Source organism: Streptomyces sp. NPDC004284 (genome assembly GCF_042874035.1).
Taxonomy (GTDB): Bacteria; Actinomycetota; Actinomycetes; order Streptomycetales; family Streptomycetaceae; genus Streptomyces.
The window spans coordinates 77507-97647 of record NZ_JBIAMJ010000003.1 but is presented as its reverse complement, the minus strand read 5'-3'; the positions used below and the strand labels follow the sequence as shown (position 1 = coordinate 97647).

The window sequence follows — 20141 nt, the reverse complement described above, 5'->3', positions numbered from 1 at the left end:
GGGGGAAGTCACCGTGCGCTCACGCACACCCTTGGCCGCCGTCCTGGCCGCCAACACCATCTCCATCAGCGGCAACGCACTCACCTTCATCGCCGTCCCGTGGTTCGCGCTGGAGACCACCGGAAGCCCCGGCAAGGCCGGCCTCGTCGCCTTCTGCGCCGCCGCGCCCGTCGTCCTCTCCGCCCTCGCGGGCGGCCCCGTCATCGACCGGATCGGCCGCCGCCGGGTCTCCATCGCCTCCGACCTCGTCTGCGGGCTCGCGCTCGCCGCGATCCCCCTGCTCAACGGGGCCGGACTGCTCCGCTTCTGGATGCTGTGCGCGCTGATGGCCGTCACCGGCCTGTTCCACGCGCCCGGCGAGACCGCCCGGCACGTCCTCGTCCCCGACCTGGCCCGGCGCGCCGGGACGCCCCTCTCGCGCGCCGCGAGCCTGTACGACGCCGTCTCGCGCGGTGCCCGCATGACGGGCGCCGCCGTCGCCGGCGTCCTCGTGGCGCTGATCGGCGCCGACACCGTCCTGTACGTCGACGCCGCCACCTTCGCCGTCTCCGCGCTGCTCGTCCTCGTGGGCCTGCGCGGAATGCCGTCCGCGGAGCCGCTGCGCGACGCGCCGCCGCTCTCCCTCGCCACGTACCGCGCGGACCTGCGGGAGGGCTACGGCTTCCTGCTGCGCACCCGGCTCCTCCTCGGCGTCAGTGTCATGGTGATGATCACCAACGGCCTGGGGCAGAGCTGGAACGGCGTCCTGCTGCCCGTGCACGCCCGCGAGAACCTCGGCGGTTCGGCCGCGCTCGGCCTGCTCGTCGCCGTCTTCGGCGGCTGCGCCCTGCTCGGCGCCCTGCTCTACGGGGCCTTCGGCCACCGCTTCCCGCGCCGCCCGGTCTTCGCCGTCGGCTTCCTGCTCGTCGGCACCCCCTCGCACGTGACCGCCGCGTTCACCGACAGCACCCTGCCGCTGCTCGTCACGATGGCGCTGGGCGGACTCGGCGCCGGGGTGCTCAACCCGATCCTCACCACGGTCTTCTACGAGATCGTCCCCGAGGAGCTGCGCAGCCGGGTCGGCAGCGCCAGCACCGCGAGCGTGCTCCTGACCACCCCGCTCGGCGGCCTCGCGGCCGGCTATCTGGTGGAGCGGGCCGGGCTCACCACCGCCCTGCTCTCCTTCGGCGCGGTCTACTTCCTCGCGACGCTCTCGCCGTTCGTCTTCCCCGCCTGGCGGGCGATGGACGCGCCGCGCCCCGAGGAGGGGCTCAGCAGCTCGGAACCTTCGACTCCTGCCCCTGCTCCAGGGCCTTCAGGGACGCCACCGCGTCGCTGAGCGCGGTGACGGGCACGAGGCGCAGGCCCTTCGGCTGCTCGGCCTTGGCGTCCGCGCACTCGGCCTTCGGCACGAGGAAGACGGTGGCCCCGTCCCGGGCGGCGGCCTGCGTCTTGAGGGACACCCCGCCGACCGCGCCGACGGTGCCGTCCGGGTCGATCGTGCCCGTACCGGCGACGGTCCGGCCGCCGGTGAGGTCGCCACCGTGACCGTCGCCGTCGAGCTTGTCGACGATGCCGAGGGAGAAGAGCAGCCCGGCGCTGGGCCCGCCGACGTCGGCGAGGTGCAGGGTCACCTTCACCTGCTTCGGGTCCTTCTTCAGGTACCCGAGGGCGGCGAGGGTGGCCGCGTCCTGCGACTCCTTCATCTGCCCGAGGTTGTGCTTCTCGATCTCGGCGTCGGTCTTCCCCGGGGGGTAGACGGAGTCGTGCGGCAGGACGGCCCGGTCGGTGCGGAACCAGGCGTCGGTCACGTCCGCGAGGTCCACGTCCGTGGACGGCCCGGTGGCGAGGATCGTCGTCATCCGCAGCTGGCCCGTGGTCGGCCGGACCGGGGCGCCGGTGATGGCGATGATCTCCTTGCCCTGGTCCTTGCCGAGCACGTCGGCGGTCGTGCCGGGCTGCGCGATCGCGTACGGCAGCGGCGCGAGCCCGACGACGGCGAAGAGCGCGGCGACGGGCAGCGCGCAGAGCGCGAGGGCACGGGGGCGGGAGAGGCTGGAGAACACGCCCCCAATCTACTGGGGCGCGCGCCGGTGCCCGGCCACCGGCAGCCTCCGGTCGAAGAAGGCCCGCACCCCGTACCGCACGCGAGCCGTCGCCACCGCCGGGTTCCCCGCCCCCACGAGCGCGGCCCTGGCCCCGGCGGTGACGAGGCCGGCGGCCTGGAGCTGCGGGACGAGGTCCGCGTAGTCGCTGAAGATCCAGTGGTTGGCGTCGGTCAGCAGGACGCGGCGGGCCGGGACCCCCGCCCAGGAGCGTTCGAGGCGGGCGGCGAACTCGAAGCCGTCCGTGCGGAACATGAGCAGCGGCTTGTCGAGTCCCGCCACGAGCTTCGGGTCGAGGTCCAGATACCCCTCCAGGTTGACGCCGGCGGCGATCCGGTCGTCGCCCGCCAGCGCGTGGACGGCGGCGGTGCCGCCCGCCGAGTGCCCGTACACGCCGATCCGGCGCAGGTCCATGGCGGGGGCGAGCGAGAGGCCGGGAAGCCGGTCGAGGACGAGGCGGAGGTCCGCGACCCGGGTGTCGATCATGGTGCGGAAGGTCGCCGGGTCCGGGTCCCCCCGGAGCACGGTCGTCCGCACCCCGCCCGGCAGCTCCACCTGGCTGGCGTCGCCGGGGTGGTCGACGAGGACCACGATCCGGCCGTGGCTCGCGAAGTCCTCGGCGAGGGCCGTACCGAGGGTGCGGGAGTCGCCGCCGCCCGGCGTGTACAGCAGCACGGGGCGGCGCCCCGGGAGCGGGGGCGCGTCCACGTGCCCGTGGGTGAGGACCGCGCCCCAGTCGACGCCGGTCTCGGGCAGTCCGGGGTGGACGCGGGAGGCGAGGAAGGAGAAGTAGTCCGCCTCGTCGGGGGTGAGCTGCGGGGCGCACGGGAAGCCGCCGACGGCACGGGCCGGGTACAGGACGCTGATCTTCACCTCGCGTACGACGGCGGGCTCCCAGGGGTCCTTGCGGGAGGCGTCCGTCAGGACGAAGGTCCGGAGCCCGACGGGGTGGGGGCCGGTCGGCACGGGCAGCCGGAGCGCGGCCGGCCCGTCCGCCGCGCCGGCGGCTCCGGTGCCGGGTCCGAGGAGGAGGGCGGCGGCGCCGAGGAGGGCGCCCTTGGCGACGGTACGACGACCGGGTGCGGGGTGGTTGCTCATGCACGGCATCCTTGGTCGGGCGGGGCCCGGCCGCGAAGGTTCAGGCCCTGCCCTAAAGGCTGGCGTCCGGGGGGAACGATTGCTGCGCGTCCACTTCACGGCGGAGGACTTCACCCGGGTGCGGTTCGCGCCCCGGCCGTCCCCCGTCCCCGAGCTCCACGCGGCCCTGATGATGCTGGGCGCCCCGCACGAGGAGCTGCTCTTCGGCCGCTGGCGGGGCAGGCTGCTGCGCGCCCTGCCGGGCGCGGCCGAGCCGCTCGCGGACCTGATCCCGGGCGGGTCGGCCCCGCACTTCCTCGACGTCCTCGGCGACACGCGGGAGGAGGGCCTCACGCTGATCCGGTCGGCCCGGCCGGAGTTCGTACGGTCCGAGCTGGAGCGGGTGTACGCGGGGCGGGACGCGGTGCCGCCCTGGATCAAGGGCCTGCACGGCGGGGACGCGGGCGCGTGGCGGGTCCTGGAGGGGGCGCAGCGGGCGGCGTACGAGACGGTCCTCGCGCCCGTGTGGCCCCTGGTCCAGGACCTGCACCGCGCGGAGTTCACCCGGCACGCGCTGACGGTCGCGGAGCGCGGTCTCGGCGCGGCGCTCACGGCCCTGGGCGCGCGGCTCCACGACGGGGCCTGGGAGTGGCCGGGGCCCCCTCCCCGCGACGTCCACCTGTCCGGACGGGGTCTCGTCCTCCTGCCGACCTTCCACTGGCGCGGCGGCCCCCTCGTCCAGGACCTCCCGGGCCGGCCGGTGGTCCTCGCCTACCCGGCGGGCGGCGGGCTTCCGCTCGACCCGGCGTCCGCCCCCGGCGACGACCCCCTCGCCGGCGTCCTCGGCCGCACCCGCGCCGAACTCCTCCGCTCCCTCACCCGCCCCCGCACCACCACCGAACTGGCCCGCCGCCTCAACGTCAGCAACGCCACGGCCTCCGCCCACGCCCAGGCCCTCCGCGCGGCGGGGCTCCTCACCACGACCCGCACGGGCCGCTCGGTCCACCACGCGGTCACCGCCCTGGGAGACCTGCTGAACCGCGAGCCCCAGCCCCACGGGGCCCGTTAGCCGCCGCGGGCCGGGGACGGAGGCCCTGAGGGGGACGGAGCCCGCACCGGAGCGGGCTCACCGTCGCCGCGCGCTCTAGCGCAGCGCGTCGGCGACCTCCCGGGCCGCGTCGACGACCCGGGGGCCCACCCGCTCGGGGACGGCGTCCGCGAGCATGACGACACCGACGCTGCCTTCGACGCCGGTGACGCCGACGAGGGGGGCGGCGGCGCCGCTGGCGCCGGCTTCGAGTTCGCCGTGGGTGAGGGTGTAGCCGGGTTCGGTCAGGCCGCCCTGGCGGGCGGCGAGGATGGCGCGACCGGCGGCGCCCCGGTCGAGGGGGTGGCGGAAGCCGGCCCGGTAGGCGACGTGGTAGTCGGTCCAGGTCGGTTCGACGACCGCGACGGCGAGCGCCTCGGCCCCGTCGACGAGGGTGAGGTGGGCGGTCGCCCCTATGTCCTCGGCGAGCGAGCGCAGCGCGGGCAGCGCGGCCTCCCGCACGAGGGGGTGGACCTGCCGGCCGAGCCGCAGCACGCCGAGGCCGACGCGGGCGCGCCCGCCGAGGTCGCGGCGGACCAGGGCGTGCTGCTCCAGCGTGGCGAGCAGCCGGTAGACCACGGTCCGGTTGACACCGAGTTTGTTGGACAACTCGGTGACCGTCAGGCCGTGGTCGGTGTCGGCGAGCAGTTTGAGGACTCTGAGTCCCCGGTCGAGCGTCTGGGAGGTCTCCGCGGTCACGACGCCCTCTCCTTCGAGGTGAGTGGCGGCGGATCTCTCACGGAGTTGCGGCGCCGGTCCCGCGGCGACGCACGTCAGAGGCCGCCGGCAGGAAGGGGTACACCGGCTGCGCTCCGCGGCGGCGCTGCCACGGGGCGATTGCTTGTGAGCCGGGACAGTAGCGGCGCGCTCCGCTCAGCGGAAGACCTCGTCCAGAATCCGGGCGCAGGCGGGCGGATCAAGACGGTTCGGGACCTTCGTCGGTCGGACGTGGGACTTTGGCGGACAAGATCGGCTATGTCGTGCCCGTAGCGTGGAGGCGCCCGGGGACCGACCGTGGGGGCCGGTCCCCGGGCGCGCTCCCGCTCCTCGCGGGACGCCCGAGGCCCGTACGCGCACCGGCGTACGGGCCTCGATCACCTCCACGCGGCGGTCAGCGCATCCGCGTGGCCCATTCCTGGACCTTCTTGATCCGTTCGCGGATCTGCCCGGCCGTCGCCTCGGCGCTCGGCGGACCGCCGCAGACCCGGCGCAGCTCGGTGTGGACGACGCCGTGGGGCTTGCCGCTCTGGTGGACGTACGCGCCGACCATCGTGTTGAGCTGTTTCCTCAGTTCGAGGAGCTCCTTGTGGGAAACGACGGGGCGCCGGTCCGCCGGAAGCTCCAAGAGGTCCGCGTCGCTGTCCGGCTTCTTGCGGCTGTGCGCGATCTGCCGGGCCTGGCGCTTCTGGAGGAGCAGCTGGACCTGGTCGGGTTCGAGGAGGCCGGGGATGCCGAGGTAGTCCTGCTCCTCCTCGCTGCCGGGGTGGGCCTGCATGCCGAACTCGGCGGCGTTGTAGAGGACGCGGTCGAAGACGGCGTCGGACTCCAGCGCCTCGAAGGGCAGCATGTCCTGCTCGCCGGTGTCCTCGTCCTGCTGGCGCTCGGCCTCGGCCATCTCCTTCTCGGACTCGGCGTACGGGTCCTCGTCCTCGCCGGCCTTCTTCGGCCTGTCGAGGACGTGGTCGCGCTCGACCTCCATCTCGTTGGCGAAACCGAGGAGGCTGGGGATCGTCGGAAGGAACACGGACGCGGTCTCGCCGCGCCTGCGGGATCGCACGAAGCGGCCGACGGCCTGGGCGAAGAACAGCGGGGTCGAGATGGTCGTGGCGTACACGCCGACGGCGAGGCGGGGGACGTCGACGCCCTCGGACACCATGCGGACGGCGACCATCCAGCGGTCGTCGTTCTCGCTGAACTCGTCGATGCGGTTCGAGGCGCCGGTGTCGTCGGAGAGGACGACGGTGGCCTTGGTGCCGGTGATCTCGCGGATCAGCTTGGCGTACGAGCGGGCCGAGTCCTGGTCGGAGGCGATGACGAGGCCGCCGGCGTCCGGGATGGACTTGCGGACCTCGGTGAGGCGCTGGTCGGCGGCGCGCAGGACGTTCGGCATCCAGTCGCCCTTGGCGTCGAGCGCGGTGCGCCAGGCCTGCGAAATGGCGTCCTTGGTCATCGGCTCGCCGAGGCGGGCGGCGATCTCGTCGCCGGCCTTGGTGCGCCAGCGCATGTTGCCGCTGTAGGAGAGGAAGATGACCGGGCGGACGACGCCGTCGCCGAGGGCGTTGCCGTAGCCGTAGGTGTAGTCGGCGGAGGACCGCCGGATCCCGTCGTTCCCCTCCTCGTACGTGACGAAGGGGATCGGGTTGGTGTCGGAGCGGAAGGGCGTGCCGGTGAGGGCGAGGCGCCGGGTGGCGGGCTCGAAGGCCTCCAGACAGGCCTCGCCCCAGGACTTGGAGTCTCCGGCGTGGTGGATCTCGTCGAGGATGACGAGGGTCTTGCGCTGTTCGGAACGGTTGCGGTGGAGCATGGGCCGCACGCCGACGCCGGCGTACGTGATGGCGACCCCGTCGTACTCCTTGCTCAGCGGTCCGGCGCTGTAGTCCGGGTCCAGCTTGATACCTATCCGCGCCGCCGCGGCCGCCCACTGCTTCTTGAGGTGCTCGGTGGGGGCGACGACGGTGACCTGCTGCACGACGTGGTGGTGCAGCAGCCATGAGGCGAGGGTCAGCGCGAAGGTGGTCTTGCCGGCGCCGGGCGTGGCGACCGCGAGGAAGTCACGGGGCTGCTCCTGGATGTACTTCTCCATCGCGCCCTGCTGCCAGGCGCGCAGCTTGCCGGCGGTACCCCACGGGGCCCGGCCCGGGTAGGCGGGAGAAAGGTGATGGGAGGAGGTGGCGGTAGTAGTCACGATCTCCGGGTTCGACGCTCGTCAACGGAATGACAGTCCAGATATGACAACCGGGCCACCTTACCGGTGCGGGCGTCTCGACCCGCCCCGCGCGAAGGCGTGGCGGGTGCGCTTGAGACGGTCCTCACAGCTCCCGAATCCGGCGCGCGATGTCCGGAATGTCAGCCACTTCGCCGCCCGCGACGGCGATGACCAGGTCGTATGCCCGATCGAGGTCGACCTCGGCGAGATCGACTCCGTTGACGGCGAGGAAAGTGGCCGCGGACAGCCACGCCGCCCGCTTGTTCCCATCGACGAAGGGGTGGTTCGTCGCCACCGCGTGCAGCAGCGCCGCCGCCTGCTCGTACACGTCCTCGTACGCGTTCCGCCCCATCATCCGCGCCCTCGGCCGATGCACGGCGGACGCCAGCAACCCCGGCGCCCGCAGCTCGGGCACCCCGTCACCGGTGAACGCGACCCGGGCGACCTCGGCCACCTCCGCGACGGTCAGAAAACGGTTTCCGTCGCTCATTCGCCGAGCCTCCTCAGCAGGGAGTCGTGCCGCCCGGCAAGACGCAGGGCCTCTCGGCGTACGAGCTCGGCCCGCGCGGTCACCACCCGCTCACAGGCCTCGGCGGCGAGCTCCTCCGGGGTGACCCCCAGGGCATCGGCGAGGTCGGCGAACCCGTCACCGACCGGAACGGTCATCTCACGCATGCCGGAAGGGTAGGGGGCGGCGACACGGACGGCGACGGTTTTACGGGCGCCGCCCCTGACCGCGTACGCACCGCGCCGTCCCTGGCCGCGTACACGCCACACCGGCCCAGGCCACGTACACGCCACGCCGTCCCAGGCCGGCCTCACGCCCCTGCGGCCTCAGCCACGCACACGCCACACCGGCCCAGGCCGGCCTCACGTCCCTGCGCGGCCTCAGCCACGTACACGCCACACCGGCCCAGGCCAGCCTCACGCCCCTGCGCGGCCTCAGCCCTGGCCCCGGGCGCCCTCACGCCTCCGCGGGCGCCCCGTGCAGCCGTGTCGCCACCCAGGCTCCCGCCGCCGCCACTCCCGCCATCGGCAGGAAGACGGCGGCGAAGGCGGCCGGGTGGGAGCCGGTGGTGGTGCCGGCGTCCATCGCGTGGCCCACCGCGCCGCCGCCGAGGGCGGCGAAGGCGGCGCCGCCGGCGGCGAGGAGCAGGACGTTGGAGAGGCCGTCGGAGATCTGGAGGGCGGCGGAGTTCGCGCCGACCTCCTCGGGGGCGGAGAGCTTCATCAGGATCACGCTCGTCGAGGCGATCACGACGCCCATGCCGAGGCAGCCGAAGCCCCAGGCCACCGCGACCACCCACACCGGCACCGAGGGGATGAGCACGCTGGGCGCGGCGGCGATCGCGAGCGCGACGAGGATCATGCCGAGGACGACGAGCCGCTCGCGGTACGGCTCCGTCCACGGCCGGGACTGGATCCAGGAGCCGAGCGCCCAGGTGAGGCCGCCGGCGGCGAGGGAGAAGCCGGCCAGGGTGGGGCTCAGGCCGCGCTGGGAGACCAGCATGAGGGGGACGAAGGACTCGGCGGCGATGAAGGACCCGGCGGCGACGCCGCGGAGCAGGATGACGGAGGGCAGCCCGCGGGCGGCCCGGTAGGTGCCGCGCGGCAGCAGTCCGCGGACGGCGGGCACGAGGAGCGCGAGACCGGCCGCGGCGGGGAGCAGGGACAGGAGGCTCAGTTCCTGGCCCGCGTACTGGAGGAGCGCCGCGCCCGTCGAGATGGCGAGGGCCAGCAGGATGCCGCGCCGGTCCCAGGGGGCGACGGGCGCGGCTGGGTCGGCGGGGCCGGAGGCGGTGCGGCGTATCGCGGGGAGGGCGAGGGCCAGCGGGAAGACGACGAGGGCGGGGATGGCGAGGAAGACCCAGCGCCAGCCGAGGTGCTCGGTGACGGTTCCGGAGGCGAGGGGTCCGACGACGGAGGGGACGACCCAGGAGGCGGCGAAGGCGGCCATGATCGCGGGCCTGAGGTGTTCGGAGTAGGCGCGGCCGATGACCACGTACAGGGCGACGATGACGAGGCCGCCGCCGAGCCCCTGCACGGCCCGGCCGAGGATGAACTGCCACATGGTGCCGGCGGTCCCGGAGAGGACCAGTCCGGCGGCGAACGCGCTGATGCCGGCGGTGAGGGACGCGAGGGGGCCGCGCCGGTCGCACCACTGGCCGGCCAGGACCATGCCGAAGAGGCTGGTGGTGAAGTACGCGGAGAAGGCGAAGGCGTAGAGGGGGATGCCGTCGAGCTCACGGGCGGCGACGGGCATGGCGGTGCCGACGGCGGTCGCCTCGAAGGCGATGAGCAGGACGACGGAGACCATGCCGATGCTGAGCGCCCGGTGCCGCGCGTCGAGGACGGACCCCTTGGCGTCGCCTGGAGCGGCAGGGGGTCCGGATATGTCGGCGACGTCGGCGTCGCGGGGTTCGAGGGCACTCATCCCCCCAGAGTAAGAGGCGATCCCGGGATTGGCTCCTGTCAGGAGTCCCGATGGCCCTCGGCCTTCGGACGTACGACCGCGAACGGAATGTTGCGGCGGCATGGCAGTCGCATGGCACGCCCCCGGAAACCCTTGAGCCCCTCCCGGCCCCCGCCCTACGGTCTTACTCGTGCACAACACGACCGTGTGCCCGAGTGGTTGAGGGGCTCGCCTGCAAAGCGAGTTACGTCGGTTCGATTCCGATCACGGTCTCCAAGCGATCTCCCTCACGGGATCTTCACAGCGCGCCGCACGGTGTGCGACAGTCCGCCCATGAACGCTCAAGGCGGACGCAGACTGGGCGTCCTCATCGGCGTGGGCCTCGCCTGCGGCCTGCTGCCCGGGATCGCCGTGCGCGGCACGGAGACCATCGACGCGGTCCTCTCCGTCCTCACGGCGGCCGTCGTCATGACGGTCCTCACGCAGGTGGTCTTCATCGGCCCCTCGGGCCGCGTCCCGGCCCCCGCCCTCCTGGTCTTCGGCCTCGCCGGCTTCGTCCAGGACGCCCTGATCTGGTGGCTGCTCTCCTGGCTCGGCCCGAAGGTCGGCGACCTCCGCGTCGACGGCCTCGCGACGATCCTCCTCGCGGCCCTGATCACCCGCGCGACGACCCTGCTCCTGTCCCAGCTGGCCCCGGCCGCCGGGACGGCCGGGGACTGACGGGTCACGCCGCTCCCCGCGCCCTCAGGGCAGCAGCTTCTCCGGGACGGTGACCTTCTCGGCGCACCCGAGCAGCTCCCGGGTGCTCTCCGCGAGCGCCTTCAGCAGCTGCTCCGTCGATACGGGCCGAGTCGTGCGGTCCGCATCGGCCACGGAGACCTGGAGCGGCGGCTTCTCGCCCTGTCCCGCCCGGGTGCCGGGGACCGTGCACGGCATGATGAGGGGATGGCCGTCGGCCCCCTCACGGCGGTCGAGATAGATCCCCTTCGCCACCTCGCGGAATTCGCGCGCGTACTTCCCCTCGGTCACGAAGGTCACGTCGTACCTCGACCAGCCGACCGTGGCGTTGACCCAGGCTTCCTTCCCGTCGGCCCGGCCCTTGATCTGGCAGGGACGGAAGGTCGTCCGCGCAAGCTCGTCCGTATCGGGATCCCAGCCCTGCGCCTCCGCGAGCATCCGCTCCCTCATCTCGGTGAGCGAGCGGTCATGCGGCTGGAAACCCTCCCCGAGGTCGGCCCGGAGCGCCTCGACGTTCCGCTCCCCGAACACCTTCCCGCAATTCTTCAGAGCGGCCGGGGAGACGACCCCCGCTCCGCCCCCGGCCTTCCCTCCGCCCGAACAGGCCGTGACCGCGAGCAGCAGAACGCCGGCCGCGGCCGCTACCGCTCCCCGCGCCGCTTCTTCCGCTACTGCTCCCCGCGCCACTTCTTCTCCGTGAAGACGGGCTTCTCGGGAAGCCCCGCGTCGTTCTCGCAGCCGAGCTTCTTCACGACCGCGAGGGTGACGGAGTGGAGGACGGTGAGGTAGGCCTCGCGGGTGGCGGGGGTGTTGGCGGGGTAGGCGCCCTTCGCGGGCTTGTCGAACTCGAGCCGGCCCTGAAGGGGGGCCGGCTGCGCCTCCGACCCCTTGAGTCGCGAGCTGGAACACCCCACGAAGAGATACGCCGTCTTGTTGTCCGTGCTCGACTCCCGGCCCATGGCGTAGAGGTGCCGTCCGCTCTTCGACCATTTGGTGCCGTCGTCGAAGAGACTGGCTCCCTCGTACACATCGAAGTAGATCTTGATCCTGGACCTCGGGGCGGTCCGGCTCTCGGCTGAGCACGCCTTGGTGTACCCCAGCGCCCTGCCCGGACCCTCGAACTTCCGATCCTCGATCAACTTGTTCACCGCCGCATCCAACCCGGCGGCCCCGTCCGCGCTGAACTCATCGGTTCCGAGTATCGAATCGAGCGCACGGGACGCCGTCGGCGAGAGCGCTTCCTGACACTGCCCCACGGCGCTGGCCTGCGGCTGGTCCCCGCCGTTTCCACAAGCGGTGATGGCCAGCCCCAAGGTAAGCGCGGTCGATACGGATGCGGACGCTCTTCTCATCGGGATTCCTCGTGGAGTCGGTGCTGGAGGTTCAGTCGGTTTGGGGGGCGTTGCCGATCTGCTTCGCGTAGTCGTTGCCCAGCCCGTAGCCGTTGCCCACGGACTCGACCATGTCCTGGCGGAAGTTGCTGCTCACCTGGTCGCGGTGCTCGAACAGGAACCGCTCCATCGGAGACTCGGCGCTGTACCGGCCGGCCGTGTAGATGGCCTTCTTGTTCTCGTGGATATCGTCCTCGGTCTTGTCCTTGTGGTCCTCGACCGACTTGTCCGACCAGTCCCCGATGACCTGCCCGGCCAGCTGCTCCATCGCTCCCGAGCCGGTGTCGACCGCGAGCGGTACGAGGACGGCGGCCGCTCCGACCGCGGCGGTCGCGGGCAGGAAGGCGATGCCCGCGGCGATGCCCGCGGTGGCACCGAACTCCACCCAGCCGGCCTTGGCCGCCTGCGCCTTCTCGTACTCCTCGTGCTTCTTCATGCCTTCGGCCTCGACCTGCGCGCCACGGGACTCGTCGAGTGTGCCCTGAACGGCAGCACCCGCGTACACGGCGTCCCGCGCCCGTCCCTCGTCGATCTTGCCGTCCGGGCCGACCTGCGCCTCGAGCACACTCGTGGTGTAGAGGCGATCGGCCGTGGAGACCGTGGCGTAGGCGTCCGGGTGCTGGCCGAGGGTGCTCAGGAAAGCGGCCGCCGGTTCCCGTCCGAACTCGGGGTGGGCCATCATGTCCTTCGTCGGCATGAAGACGCTGTCCGCCCTGTTCTTGTCCACGGCCCAGTTGAGGTCGTCGATGTAACCGGCGCCCATGTTTCCGAGACTGTCCGACATCGTGGACTGCCACTTCTTGAGCAGCTCGGCGTCGCCACCGTACTTGTCGACGACGTCCTTCATGATCCCGGCAGTGGTCTCGTCGCGCTTCAGTTCCGGCGTCGGGTCGTCCCAGGCATGGCCGAGCGTCGCCGACTCCAGGGCGTGGCCGAGGGCGTCCGGCATGTACCCCATGGTCCTGGTGAGGTCGTCCGGGTTGTGGCCCTCGACGTCGGCGAAGAAGGTGTAGTCCTTGTTCGCGAAGAAGTCGAGGTAGTTGGCCTGCTCCCCGTCCTTCTTCGGGTCCAGGTCGACCGTCCCGCCGACGCTGCCGTCCTGGTTGTACGACGTCGGATCCTTCGAGAAGAAGTCCTTCGACGCCTCCGGGCTGTGCCCCAGCGCCTCCAGCATCGAGATCATCGGGTCGAACCCGGAGCCGTTGACGCCGGACGGGTTGTACTGGTTCTGCAGCCCGCCGGCCAGCATCGGCTTGCTGTTGGCGAAGAGGTAGGGGTCCTTCGCGTGGAGCTGGGCGACGTGCTCCGCGATGGGGACGAGGAACTTCTTGTCGTAGTCGCCGTAGCGCATGATGCCGCCGAGCAACTGGTAGCCGTAGGCGGGGTTGTTGTCGTACTTGATCAGCGGGATGCGTTCCGTGCCGAGCTTGCGCATGTCGGCGGACCACTTCTCGGTCCAGGCGTCGCCGCCCTGGGTGGCGGTCGCCAGGTTGAGGCCCAGGTTCTTCTGGAGCTCCTGGACGTCGGACAGGCGCTGCTTGTCGACCTTCGAGTAGTCGTAGGTGTCGGTGGAGAGCTGGCCGAAGAACTCCAGGGCGCCCTTGGGGCCCATGCCGTCGTAGAAGGCGCGGGAGAACTCCTTGGAGCCGCTGTTGTCCTTGAGGAGCTCGTTGAGGCGCATCAGCTCCTCGTGCGAGATGTCCCGGCCCTTCTTGGCGAGGTCGACGGCGCGCTGCGCCTCCTCGGCGTCGAGGCTGGTGTACTTCGGGCCGCTGAAGTCGTGCTTGTCGGCCGTATTGTCGGCCCGCAGCGCGTTGGAGCAGGCGACGTCGGCCTCGGTGCAGACCTCCAGGATCGCCTTGATGCGCTCCTCCATCGCCCGGATGTCGGCGTGCTCCTTGCGGACCAGTTCCTGGAAGTCGGGGTCGTGGCGGGCGCCGGGGTCCTTGATCTGGGAGAGCGGCTCCTTGGCGGTGACGGTGCCGTCCGCGCCGACGTGGAAGCCCTTCGTGGGGGCCTCGGTCTCGGCGATCCGCTTGAGGTCGTCCTGCGCCTTCTTGAAGGCCTGGTGACCGTCCGCCAGGACCTTGGCGATGCCGTCCGCCGCCTTCGCCGCGTCGCCGAACTCCTTCGCCGTCTTGTCCACGAAGGGCTTGGTGACCTCGGCGTTCACCCCGCGCCAGTAGTCGTCCCTGGCCTTCGCGGCCATCGTCGACTGCGCGTCCTGGGCGAGCACGTCGAGCTTGCCCTTCAGGGCGGCCCACTCGTCCGCCGCCGTCCTCATCCTGTCGAGCGGCGCCTGCATGACGTTCTGATAGGTCAACACGGCTTTCCCCCGGCCTACTTGAAGTACTGGTCGATCTGGGAGGTGGCGAGGGACGTCGCGATGTCCTGCTCCTCCTTCGCGTGCGAGGCGGCGCTGTAGTCGAGGTGGTTGGAGATGTTCGCGCAGGCGTCGAGCAGCGTCTTCAGCTGCGAGTCCCAGGTCTCCTGCACGGCCGCCATGGCCGAACCGGTCAGGAAGTCATGACCCTTGAGCTGCGTGGCCGCCTCGGTCGTGCTCGTACGGGCGTGGTTGCCGTCCTTGGCGAGCCGGCCGTGCAGCGCGTACGCGGCGCTGCCGATGGCGCCGAGCTTGTCCTGGTCGACGCTGAGGTCGGCATTGCCTCCGCCGCCACCGGGCTCGGGGGCGACCTGGTTGAGCCTCATGCTCACGTTGGCCGTCGACGCGGACCGTACGGACGCCCACTCGTCTTCGAACGACATGCTCTCCCCCGCTGCTCCCGTGAACCCTTCCCGCTTCGCCCCAGCAAGTTCCGCGCCCGAGGAAGCCCCGCCACCCTAGCCTCCGGGCGCCCGTTCCAGCACTCCCCGCCGGGAACTGCCGCATGTTCGTGATCGTCACGGCGTACCCACGGGTGCTTCGCCTTCGCAACTCGGACAGCCGGGACGTTCCGGCCCGGCACGGTCCCCTCACCGCCGTCTCGGTAGGCTCGTCCCGCCCCGCCGCCACGGGGTGCCGGAGACGACGGGGGGCCGTACACGTGGAGCAGTCGCGCACGCGGGAGGATTCCGCGCGCCGGATCGGCCCGTACCGGCTCATCACCCGCCTTGACCCGCCCGCCCCGTCAGGTCCCGCCGGCCCGTCCGCTCCTGCCGTCGTCCCCTGCCGTCGCTTCGTGGCCCGCACCCGGGACGGCGAGCGCACGGTGCTGGTGAGCGCCCCGCTCCCCGGCGCCGATCCGGACCGCTTCGCCGCCGAGGCCGACGCGGCCCGACGGCTCCTGGGCCCCTGGATCGCCCCGGTGACGGAGCTGGCCGCCCCCGGCGAAACGCCCTGGTACGCGACCCCCTACCTCCCCGCCCTCCCCCTCCCCGTCGCGCTCGCCGTCCATGGCGGGCCGCTGCCCGAGGTGACCGTACGGGCCGTCGGCGCCGCGCTCGCCGAGGCGCTCGCCGCCGCGCACGCGCAGGGCCTCACGCATGCCGGGGTCTCCCCCGCCGCGGTCCTGCTCACCGCCGACGGGCCCCGGCTGAGCTGCTTCGGCGCGGTACGGGCGGCCGGCGCCGACGGGGAGCCGCGGGCCGGGCGGCCGGGGCTCGACCCGGGCGCGCTCGCCCCCGAGCAGGCGTCCGGCGGCCGCCCGCGCCCGCCGGGTGACGTCTTCGCGCTCGGCGCGGTCCTCGCGTACGCCGCGAGCGGCCACACCGTGCCCGAACGTGACGAACTTCCGCCCGCCCTGCGGCCGGTGGTCTCCTCCTGCCTGGCCCGCGACCCGGCGGACCGCCCGACCGCCGCCGCCGTGCTGACGGCCCTGGCACCGCCCACCCCGCACCAGACGGTCCTGAACTCGGCCGGCACCCTGCTCACCCCCGGCTGGCTGCCGGGCCGGGTGGTGGCGGCACTGGCCCGCCAGTCCTCCGCGCTCCTCGCGGCCGAACTCCCCACCGACACGGGCACCGACCCCGCCCCCGACCCCTCTTCCGGGACCTGACCCCATGCTGTCGCCCCTGGCCCACGACGACCCGGCCACCGTCGCCTCGTACCGCCTCCTCGCCCGCCTCGGCTCCGGCGGCATGGGCACGGTCTACCTGGCCCGCACGCCCGGCGGCCGGACGGTCGCCCTGAAGACGGTGCACGCCCGTCTGGCGACCGACCCGGCCTTCCGCAGCCGTTTCCGCCTGGAGACGGACGCGGCACGGATCATCGGCGCGCGGCACGGCGCGGCCGTCGTCGACGCCGACCCGCTCGCCGAGACGCCGTGGCTGGCCACCGAGTACGTCCTCGGCCCGCCGCTCGACGACGCCGTCGCACTCGGCGGCCCGCTCCCCGAACCGACCGTCCGCGCCCTCGGCGCCGCGCTCGCCGGGGCCCTCGCCCAACTGCACTCCTCGGACGTCGTCCACCGCGACCTGAAGCCCTCGAACGTCCTCGTCACCGCGTACGGCCCGAAGATCATCGACTTCGGCATCGCCCGCGCCGCCGGCGACGACCACCTCACCCGCACGGGAGCGGCGGCCGGCACCCCCGCCTTCATGTCGCCGGAGCAGGCGAGCGGCGAGGAACACACCCCGGCGGGCGACGTGTTCGCCCTGGCCGGCGTCCTCGTCTTCGCCGCCACCGGCCACGGCCCCTTCGGCACGGGCTCCCCCGCCGACCTCCTCTACCGCGTCCGCTACGCCGACCCCGACCTCACCGGCGTCCCGGAACCCCTCCTCCCCCTCCTGACCGCCTGCCTCTCCAAGGACCCCTCGGCCCGCCCCACGACCGCTGTCCTCACGGACCACCTCCACGACGGCCACGGCGACTTCGCCGACCACCTGCCGCCCCTGCTCCTCGCCGACATCGCCCGCCGCGCGACCGACGTCTGGCTCCACGCGCCCCACCGCCTGCCGGCGCCGGCGGGCGCCGCCGTGGCCGGGACCGTTCCGAGCACGCCGCTCTCGCGCCGCCGCCTGCTCTCCGTGGGCGGCGGAGCGCTGATCGGGCTCGCGGGAGCGGGCGGCGGGGTGTGGGCGTGGCTGGGGTCGCGGAACACTCCGGAGGCCGACGGCGGCACCCCGGCCCCCACGGCCCCCACCGCCATCCCCGCCTCGACGGCTGCCGACGGGTCGCCGGTGGCGCTGTGGAAGGGCTCGTCCCTCGACCGCGAGGAGGCGACCACGCAACTGATCGCCGGCGATGTCGTCGGCTTGGCGGAGACCGTCTCCTTCCGGGCACTGAACCAGAAGGACGGCCGCGGACTCTGGTCCGACGACATGGTCATGGATCCCTGGCAGATCACCACCGACGGCACGTCCTTCTACGCCTCCGACGGCACCTACCAGGGGCCGGGCGCACTGCAGATCCGCACGCTCGACCCCCGCACCGGCAAGGAGACGGCCCCGCAGATCGTCGTCAAGGGCTTCGACGGGTCGAACTCGGGTACCGAACTCCTCACCGCCTCCGGCGGCATGCTCTTCGCAGCCTCGCGACGGGGCAAGAAGGAGAGCGACCCGGACGCGAACGAGACGGGCTGGCACCTGATCGCGGTCAACCTGCGTACCGGCAAGGAAGCATGGCGGGAGCCGTACGAATGGGACGGCGTCCGCCCCTGGCTCTCCCAGGTGGCCGGCGGCAGGCTGATCCTGGGCAAGAACAGCGGTGATCTGGGTTCCTTCCTCGTCCAGGCGCGCGAGGTGCGGACCGGACGCCAACTGTGGCAGCGCCGCCTGCCCCTGAAGGACTCCGCGAACTTCATCCCCGGTCAGCTCGTGGTCGACGAGCGGCACGCGTACTTCGGCGGGGACCGCCTCCGGGCACTGCGTCTCACCGACGGCGGAGTCGCCTGGGAGTACGGCTCCGGCTCCGCTACCACCTCCTACGGCGTACCGGCCGTCTCGGACGGAATCGTCTACGCCCACGAGAACAGGGACACCCCGGGCCTTCTGGCCGTCACAGCCGACTTCGGCGTCAGGCGCTGGACGGAGTCGCCCTCCGGCCGCTCTCTGACACCCGACTTCTTCGCCGCCCCCGTGGTCGGCGAGAAGTACGTGTACGCGCCCGTACGGGGCGGGCTGAGTGCGATCGATCTGATCACCAACCGCTCGGCCTGGGTGTTCCCGACAGACGCCCGGCGTTTCGTCATCGACAAGGAGCGGACCCGAATCATCGGCGCGGGGAAGACGTCCGTCGTGGCCATCCCCTTCGCCTGATCACCTCTCGCCATTGCCCCGGCCCTCAGACCCTCCCGAACCGGAAAGCAGCCTCGTGACCACTCAGCCCCTCGCCGCCGGCGATCCGCTCCGGCTCGGCCCGTACCGGCTCCTCGGCGTCCTCGGCGAGGGCGGCATGGGCAAGGTGTACGTCGGCCGGGACGGCTCCGGTGCGACCGCCGCCGTCAAGGTCCTGCGCCCCGAACTCGCCCACGACCAGCACCTCGCGCAGCGGTTCGTCCGCGAGGCCGACATGGCACGGGCCGTCACCTCCAAGGGCGTGGCGCGGGTCCTCGGCGCGCAGACCGAGGGCGGGCGGCCGTGGATCGCGGCCGAGTTCCTCGCCGGCCCGACGCTCGACGAGGCCGTCCGTACGTACGGCCCGATGGACGCGCCGACCGTCCGCGCCCTCGCCGCCCAGCTCGCGCGCACCCTGCACGACATCCATGCGGCGGGTCTGGTCCACCGCGACCTCAAGCCCGCGAACATCGTGCTCACCTCCACCGGCCCCCGGATCATCGACTTCGGCATCGCGCGCCCCGAGCACGGCCTCACGCTCACGACGACAGGGCAGATCCCGGTCACACCGGGGTACGGGGCCCCGGAGCAGGTCCTCGGACAGCGCGTCGGCCCGGCCTCGGACGTCTTCTCGCTCGGCGCGGTCCTCGCGTACGCGGCGAGCGGCCGACGCGCCTTCGACGGCACGCACGTGGCGGCGGTCCAGTACGAGGTCGTGCACGGCACCCCGGACCTGAGCCTGGTGCCGCCGGAGCTCCAGGAACTGATCGGGCCGTGCCTGGCGAAGGACCCGGCGTACCGCCCGCAGCCCCCGCAGGTCGCGGAGGCCTTCGGCCCGCCGAAGGGCGCGGACCGTGCCTGGCGCAAGGGCCCGCTCGCCGAGGACATCAAGCGGCGCGAGACGGCGACGAAGCGCCTGGCGGCACCCGAGGACACCGCCGTACCCTCCTCCGGGCCGTCCCGGCGCCGCTTCCTTACCGCCGCCGTGGGCGTGGCCGTCCTGGGCGCGGGCGGCGGGGCGGGCGTCTGGTGGCTGAACCGCGGCGAGCCGAAGTCGCCGACGGCCGACGTGCCACCCGCCGCGGCGACCCCTGAGGCCGCGTTCGTCTCGGCCATCGACGTGCCTCCGGGCAAAGGCCCGAAGGGCCTGTGGGGGCCGCTCGATGTGATGGCAGCCGAGGGCGGACTTCCCTTGCCCGTACGAGATGTGGTGATCGTGCAGGCGAAGACGGGCGGTCTGCTCGCCCTATCCGTCACGAACGGCAAGGAGCGGTGGCGGGCCAGGGACATCGACGCGGACGCCGGTTTCGCGTCCGTCGCCGACCGGCTCGTCGTCGGTGTCGACAAGAACGGCGTCCTGAACGCCTTCGTCGCCTCGACCGGCGCCCCCGTCTGGCAGACGCAGTCCGGCGTCGACGACGTCCTCGCCGCGGACGACACGCACGTGTACCTGGTGACGAAGGACAACGAACTGCGCGCCGTCGACGCCTGGACCCTGGCCACGACGTGGGCGCGCCCGATGACCTCCCCGCGCTCCCACAACGGCCCCGCGAAGGCGGCCGTGGGCAGGAAGCGGCTGGTGATCCACGGCAGGGACGGCCACTGCGCCGCCCTGTACACGGAGACGGGCGAGACCGACTGGGAGATCAAGGGTCAGGGCACAGACGGCCAGGCCCCGGCACTCGGCGACAACAACATCGCCTACTTCGGCGGCGGGAAGCTGACGGCCCGCCGCCTCGACCGCGGTGACTTCCTGTGGGAGGAGAACGCCCACAGAACGGGCGACTGGGGCACGCCCACCGCCAACGGCGACCTCGTCTTCGCGATCAACAGCTACCACGCCTACCGGTACACCACCATGCGTGACGTCCGCTTCCCCGTCCCGGACTGGTACGAGGTCTTGGACGGCGTGGGCCCCGGCACCGTCAACCCGCCGGCTGTGGAGGGTGCGACGGTCTGGCTCCATTCCCCGGACAACAGCTATGTCCAGGTCGTCCACAAGGTCACCCATGATCACCTCTTCTTCATCGAGATGAAGCGCCAGGGCGCCTACCAGCTGGCAAGCGCCGGCAACCGCGTCTTCGTCGCCCGGGGCGGCCGGATCGGGGCGATGCCGGTGTTCGGGGTGTAGGCCGCCTCAGGGCCGTGCCTTCGCCGGCACCCCCGACCCCAGCCCCGTCCCCGCACACCCCAGTTCGTCGGCCACATGCGC

General features: G+C 72.7%; 17 protein-coding genes and 1 tRNA gene. 7 read left to right on the top strand and 11 right to left on the bottom strand.

Features of this window, described 5'->3' with window-relative positions:
- Positions 1–13 precede the first annotated feature (13 nt).
- Positions 14–1318, top strand: coding sequence for an MFS transporter (locus ACFYUS_RS10045; protein WP_388847969.1), 1305 nt, complete (start codon positions 14–16; stop codon positions 1316–1318).
- Here the strand turns inward: ACFYUS_RS10045 and ACFYUS_RS10040 are convergent.
- Positions 1251–2045 (bottom strand): S16 family serine protease, encoded by a 795-nt coding sequence (locus ACFYUS_RS10040; RefSeq protein ID WP_388847966.1) that lies wholly within the window; start codon positions 2043–2045, stop codon positions 1251–1253. The two genes, ACFYUS_RS10045 and ACFYUS_RS10040, sit on opposite strands and share 68 nt — an antisense overlap.
- Before the next feature lie 9 nt (positions 2046–2054).
- Complete coding sequence (locus tag ACFYUS_RS10035) at positions 2055–3182, bottom strand: alpha/beta hydrolase family protein (protein ID WP_388847963.1); 1128 nt, start codon at positions 3180–3182, stop codon at positions 2055–2057.
- Positions 3183–3261: 79 nt separating this feature from the next.
- Between ACFYUS_RS10035 and ACFYUS_RS10030 the strand changes: the two genes are divergently transcribed.
- Positions 3262–4230, top strand: a complete 969-nt coding sequence (locus tag ACFYUS_RS10030) for an ArsR/SmtB family transcription factor (RefSeq protein WP_388847960.1) — start codon at positions 3262–3264, stop codon at positions 4228–4230.
- Positions 4231–4305: 75 nt separating this feature from the next.
- Here ACFYUS_RS10030 and ACFYUS_RS10025 read toward each other — a convergent pair whose 3' ends face one another.
- From ACFYUS_RS10025 to ACFYUS_RS10005, 5 genes are all read right to left on the bottom strand, one after another.
- On the bottom strand, positions 4306–4947 hold the full coding sequence (locus ACFYUS_RS10025) for an IclR family transcriptional regulator (protein WP_053648453.1): 642 nt from the start codon (positions 4945–4947) through the stop codon (positions 4306–4308).
- A 412-nt stretch (positions 4948–5359) separates the two neighbouring features.
- The gene (locus ACFYUS_RS10020) at positions 5360–7156 is read right to left on the bottom strand and encodes a DEAD/DEAH box helicase (protein WP_388849137.1); all 1797 of its coding nucleotides are present in this window, start codon (positions 7154–7156) and stop codon (positions 5360–5362) included.
- Between the two features lie 121 nt (positions 7157–7277).
- Positions 7278–7664: a type II toxin-antitoxin system death-on-curing family toxin gene (locus tag ACFYUS_RS10015; protein ID WP_388847957.1), complete on the bottom strand. Its 387-nt coding sequence runs from the start codon at positions 7662–7664 to the stop codon at positions 7278–7280.
- Positions 7661–7849: a hypothetical protein gene (locus ACFYUS_RS10010; RefSeq protein ID WP_388847954.1), complete on the bottom strand. Its 189-nt coding sequence runs from the start codon at positions 7847–7849 to the stop codon at positions 7661–7663. Before ACFYUS_RS10010 ends, ACFYUS_RS10015 begins: the two co-directional genes overlap by 4 nt.
- A 289-nt stretch (positions 7850–8138) precedes the next feature.
- Positions 8139–9608 carry an MFS transporter gene (locus ACFYUS_RS10005; protein ID WP_388847951.1) on the bottom strand — a complete coding sequence of 490 codons (1470 nt, stop codon included), beginning with the start codon at positions 9606–9608 and terminating at the stop codon, positions 8139–8141.
- A gap of 180 nt (positions 9609–9788) precedes the next feature.
- Here ACFYUS_RS10005 and ACFYUS_RS10000 point away from each other — a divergent pair.
- Positions 9789–9863 (top strand) — tRNA-Cys (locus tag ACFYUS_RS10000).
- A 57-nt stretch (positions 9864–9920) separates the two neighbouring features.
- Positions 9921–10307 carry a hypothetical protein gene (locus tag ACFYUS_RS09995; protein ID WP_388847948.1) on the top strand — a complete coding sequence of 129 codons (387 nt, stop codon included), beginning with the start codon at positions 9921–9923 and terminating at the stop codon, positions 10305–10307.
- A 24-nt stretch (positions 10308–10331) separates the two neighbouring features.
- On the opposite strand, the gene ACFYUS_RS09990 is transcribed toward ACFYUS_RS09995, so the two are convergent.
- From ACFYUS_RS09990 to ACFYUS_RS09975, 4 genes are all read right to left on the bottom strand, one after another.
- Positions 10332–10856: a hypothetical protein gene (locus ACFYUS_RS09990; protein ID WP_388847945.1), complete on the bottom strand. Its 525-nt coding sequence runs from the start codon at positions 10854–10856 to the stop codon at positions 10332–10334.
- Between the two features lie 137 nt (positions 10857–10993).
- Positions 10994–11473 (bottom strand): hypothetical protein, encoded by a 480-nt coding sequence (locus ACFYUS_RS09985; protein WP_388847942.1) that lies wholly within the window; start codon positions 11471–11473, stop codon positions 10994–10996.
- 235 nt (positions 11474–11708) lie between these two features.
- Complete coding sequence (locus tag ACFYUS_RS09980) at positions 11709–14042, bottom strand: hypothetical protein (RefSeq protein ID WP_388847939.1); 2334 nt, start codon at positions 14040–14042, stop codon at positions 11709–11711.
- A 14-nt stretch (positions 14043–14056) separates the two neighbouring features.
- Positions 14057–14482 (bottom strand): hypothetical protein, encoded by a 426-nt coding sequence (locus ACFYUS_RS09975; RefSeq protein WP_388847936.1) that lies wholly within the window; start codon positions 14480–14482, stop codon positions 14057–14059.
- Between the two features lie 278 nt (positions 14483–14760).
- On the opposite strand from ACFYUS_RS09975, the gene ACFYUS_RS09970 reads away from it, so the two are divergent.
- From ACFYUS_RS09970 to ACFYUS_RS09960, 3 genes are read left to right on the top strand one after another with little or no spacing between them, the layout of a single operon-like run.
- Complete coding sequence (locus tag ACFYUS_RS09970; RefSeq protein ID WP_388847933.1) at positions 14761–15711, top strand: serine/threonine protein kinase; 951 nt, start codon at positions 14761–14763, stop codon at positions 15709–15711.
- 4 nt (positions 15712–15715) lie between these two features.
- Entirely contained in the window at positions 15716–17911 is a 2196-nt protein-coding gene (locus ACFYUS_RS09965) for a protein kinase (RefSeq protein WP_388847930.1), read from the top strand.
- A 55-nt stretch (positions 17912–17966) separates the two neighbouring features.
- Positions 17967–20060 (top strand): protein kinase, encoded by a 2094-nt coding sequence (locus ACFYUS_RS09960; RefSeq protein WP_388847927.1) that lies wholly within the window; start codon positions 17967–17969, stop codon positions 20058–20060.
- The last annotated feature ends 81 nt before the right edge of the window (positions 20061–20141 follow it).

Coding starts and splice junctions, on each gene's coding strand:
- ACFYUS_RS10035 (WP_388847963.1), bottom strand. CDS start 3,182: ATGAGCAACCACCCCGCACCCGGTCGTCGTACCGTCGCCAAGGGCGCC.
- ACFYUS_RS10015 (WP_388847957.1), bottom strand. CDS start 7,664: ATGAGCGACGGAAACCGTTTTCTGACCGTCGCGGAGGTGGCCGAGGTC.
- ACFYUS_RS10010 (WP_388847954.1), bottom strand. CDS start 7,849: ATGCGTGAGATGACCGTTCCGGTCGGTGACGGGTTCGCCGACCTCGCC.
- ACFYUS_RS10005 (WP_388847951.1), bottom strand. CDS start 9,608: ATGAGTGCCCTCGAACCCCGCGACGCCGACGTCGCCGACATATCCGGA.
- ACFYUS_RS09995 (WP_388847948.1), top strand. CDS start 9,921: ATGAACGCTCAAGGCGGACGCAGACTGGGCGTCCTCATCGGCGTGGGC.
- ACFYUS_RS09975 (WP_388847936.1), bottom strand. CDS start 14,482: ATGTCGTTCGAAGACGAGTGGGCGTCCGTACGGTCCGCGTCGACGGCC.
- ACFYUS_RS09965 (WP_388847930.1), top strand. CDS start 15,716: ATGCTGTCGCCCCTGGCCCACGACGACCCGGCCACCGTCGCCTCGTAC.